Genomic DNA, 3,352 nt, shown 5'->3' with positions numbered 1-3,352 from the left:
CAGACCAGTACCCACACCAGGTGGAACAAAACCCAAAGCACCAACTAGGGCACGTAATTTTCCATAATCACTCAGTAGCTGAGACTGTAGCATAGTCATTGGACCCATTGGCACTGGTAACAATTGACCATTCCAATAAACATAGCGAGGTAACTTGCGGTCTGCAAAAATTAAATCCTGTTTGAGACCAACATCCACAGCTAACTTTAAAAGCTCAGGTGTGGGAGAAAAACTATTAGGACCTTCTTCCCAAAGAAAATCTCCTTGAGAAACTGTGGTGATATTACCCCCTACTCGGTTTTGGCTCTCAGCAACTAAAATCTTCAAGGGTGAATTGTTACTTAATTTTGTCAGTTTATGGGCTAAACTCAACCCAGTAATACCTGCACCCACAACTAAGACATCTAAAACTTCAGTCATTTGTTCCTAAATATTCAGTTCTGTTATAAGTTAAAGCTGTGGTGAAATTCCACAGCTTTAGATTGAATCTCTAAGACCGAATTAGTAAATTAAGGTCTGAGATACTACGAAAGTTGTTTCCAATTCCTAAATCCAATTTTCAGGAACAATGTACAATATTTGAACTATCCCTGGCTGATTGTTGTACCACAATCATTTTTTCTCAACAACCTATTAATTCAGGTTTAAGACCTAAGTAACTGGGCTAACTACGAGTAAAATTTTTTAGTTCTCTATATTCTCAATATTCTCACAGAAAATGCAGAAAAAATTTTCCCCAAACACTTATAAACCCCATCTTCAAAATTATCCTACAACCTGATTTCATCACAGTTGCAGTAACCATCATAATTTAGTGTTCTACAATACTAGCAACATTCATAGCAGTGGAATTGTTTTGGCCACTTCATACCACCACTAATTTTTCAAAATGCTGCTTATACATGATGCTGGAAAAGGGTTTCTAGGTAAACTCTAGCAGCTTGCCGATAATAAGGAGATGTTTCTGGTGTACCGCTATCTCCATTCTGTAACAAAAATAGTGACAAAGCTGCCGAAAACACACGGTCTTGATCCCAGTCTGGGTGGGTTTCTAAGTAGATTTTAAGGGATTCGTGCAGTGCTTCAGGAATTTCGGCCAGAATACTAACGGTTACGTTCATCTTTAGTAGGGTTCTCTATAATATTTTTTCTTCTTCATAGTCCCTAGTTGTGGCCATCAACCACTAACTTTGAACTACCAATGTCGCATCATTGTGCATTAAGAGGGGGTAGGTTTGTCAATGTTGAGAAATATTACAACCTACTTTAAATAAATAAAAGATTTACGAAATAATAAGTGTTTCATCGCATTTTTTGTTACAAAACTTTATAATAAATGGCTAATATGAAGGAATTTACCTGTAACTGAACAAAATCCCCAATACATTTACAAGAGTATTATGACGTCGTTGAACTCTGTGGAAAATTCTGTTTAATCTGTGGAAAACATTGAACTTGCTTGTGGAAATGCTGTGGAATGAATGTGGAAAATTACTCTAAAAGATAAGAATTCTGAACTAGTTACCATTGAAAATTAAAAATCGAAATTAGGTATAGAGTCTAAATGGTAGATTACAGCTATAATCACTGATTTTGAGAGTGCCATTTTTTTACTTGTTGGTAAGTGTTTTTCAACTCTTCAGAGGCCATTTGATCTAAATACTAAATAAATTAAAGTATTACCTGGACAGAATTAATTGAATATTTGGGAAAGGTAGGCAAGAGGCAAAAGTAATATAACCGATTAGTAAATGCACAAATAATTTTGTCCACCTACTTCAGGCCAAACAGATTTTTTGCTTAATTAATATTCTCAAATGTTTAGGTTCTGTTCAAGAAAAATTTTTTATTGGTTGCCCTTTGATGATCGAGCTAGAAAACACGTTAACATCAAACTATTCCAATTCCTTTGAAACAAAGGAACAATAATTACTTGTCTATTTGACTTTTCTTAAAATATCACTACTTGTACACTACTAATGTTTTATTTCTTTAAAGAATTACGCAATCTAACCAAGAAACCGGGTTTTTTACCCTGATTATTGTCTTTCAAATCAGGAAATTTCGTCGAGAAATTCGGTTTCTGTGTAATATAGCAGTAGGTTTTTTGGTGTTTGACAAAAATCTGGGTTTAAAGCAAACAGATAACAGGAGGATTTCCTAACCTTAATGGCATTTCTGAAATGTAATGGTAAGTAGCTGAAGGTAAAATTGAAAAACTTATGTTTTGCGTTGATACTTAATCTAAAAATCATTACCACTCAGCAACACTCCTTACTTCCTTTTTCCTAACCCATACTTTATTGCTGCGTTCGTTGGTGCAGCTAACACATTTCTGATTTCTTGAAAAGACCGATGCTACCAGACTTGATATAAGTCCTGTTCTTAATGAGCGCTTTGTTTGACTCATGCTTTGAAATTATCGTTGCTACGCTCTTTTGATTGAGTGATATAGAATCCGATTATATAATATATGTTGAGAATTTTATAATTACTTCAAGCCTTCAATCCCCCCACTTCCCCATCTCCCCCAACAATATAATAACTATTCAACCGGATTTGATATAATGGAGCGATGTAGTTATAGCAGATTTTTCCCAACACTTCCGAGCGATCAGGTGGAAAACCTGATAATTTTTATGGTGTCCACAATTGCTTAGGGTTTAATTTCCATACTCACAGAATTATTAACCTCAAAGCTAAAACCTACAATCTTTTTCAAGTTTCCAGCTAAATCAAAATAAGTACCTATGCCAAATTAATTTAACCTTTTTCAAGGAGTAGGAAGTAGGGAATAGGGGAAAAAATCTACTTATATACTTTATAAGTAGAGCCAAAATAATTAGGCTTATATCATGTCCGGATGAACAGTTATAAATAATTGGGGAGTCCTCAGTCCTCAGTCCTCAGGAGGGAGAAGAGGAAAAAGTTTTTTTTATAAGTAATTAAGCGGACATGATATTACCGAAAAATTAATAATTAATAATTAATAATTAAATAATTCGCGCCTTGAAGCCTCCCCTTGGATAGGGGAAAACAAAGACAATATTCCTTATATTCAATTCCCGAGCGGTTAAAACCTTCTTGTAATTATCAAGTTCGCCATTATCCATTATCCATTAATGAATTACTTAAAGGCAGCACCAAATATACAATTCATTTGGCTTGACTACTTAGTCTTCTGAATTGTGTAATATTCCAGGTAATTGGCAGGTTTTTAAGTATTTGAAAGTCGTACCCCTATTGCCTAGTTCTGTCGATATTTTCTACATTAAGTTTTTTAGGAGCCAGGAATCAGGAATTAGGAGCAGAAAAAATGTCTGTTTAGTAATAGGTAAACTTAAATTTGGGA

The 3,352-nt window shown here is 34.6% G+C and carries 2 protein-coding genes; both read right to left on the bottom strand.

Annotation, left to right across the window (positions count from 1 at the left end):
- Positions 1-420 (bottom strand): protoporphyrinogen oxidase (gene hemG, locus F6K22_RS36550; RefSeq protein ID WP_293109579.1); only part of this gene is annotated, 420 nt, incomplete at its 3' end.
- 476 nt (positions 421-896) lie between these two features.
- Positions 897-1,121, bottom strand: a complete 225-nt coding sequence (locus tag F6K22_RS36545) for a DUF2811 domain-containing protein (protein WP_094673006.1) — start codon at positions 1,119-1,121, stop codon at positions 897-899.
- Between the last annotated feature and the right edge of the window lie 2,231 nt (positions 1,122-3,352).

It is taken from the genome of Okeania sp. SIO2F4, assembly GCF_010672385.1.
In the GTDB taxonomy this organism is placed as follows: domain Bacteria; phylum Cyanobacteriota; class Cyanobacteriia; order Cyanobacteriales; family Microcoleaceae; genus Trichodesmium.
The sequence above is the reverse complement of the archived record's forward strand: the minus strand, read 5'-3'. Positions and strand labels throughout refer to the sequence as shown.